We start from the raw sequence: 468 nt of genomic DNA on the forward strand, positions 1-468 counted from the left end.
GTACAGGAGGTCTGCTGGTTTTGCGGGGTAGAGCGTTCCGTAGAGCCCGGCGTCGATGAGGTTGTCGGTGATGCGCGTGCCCGTGATGCTGCCGGCTCCGCCCCAGCTGTCCTCGATGCTGACGGTGTAGGCGCCCCCCAGCAGCACGTTGCGGCTGATGCTGAGGTCGCGGATCGGCCCCTTGTCGGACGTTGCCCGGATCGCCTGGTTGGTCGCGACCTTGGCGTCGGCGGGCGTGCGCCAGTCGATCAGGTTGTCGGTGATCTGGATCGCCCCGTTGGTGGCAAAGCCCGAGATCGAGATCGCGTCGGCGTGCGCCCGGGTCTGGTAGCCGCCCCCGATGATCAGGTTGCCGGTGATGCGCCCGCTGGCGATCGAGATGCCATCGCTGGGCAGGTCCACGAAGCGGCTGTTGCTCACCAGCGTGTTGGTGCCGAGCCCCAGGATCGGCTGGTAGGCCTTGTCGCG

General features: G+C 67.5%; 1 pseudogene. It reads right to left on the bottom strand.

Features of this window, described 5'->3' with window-relative positions:
• Positions 1 to 468: pseudogene (locus tag ACLBXP_RS25245) on the bottom strand (M10 family metallopeptidase C-terminal domain-containing protein); the annotation flags it as partial.

It is taken from the genome of Methylobacterium sp. A54F (genome assembly GCF_053346035.1).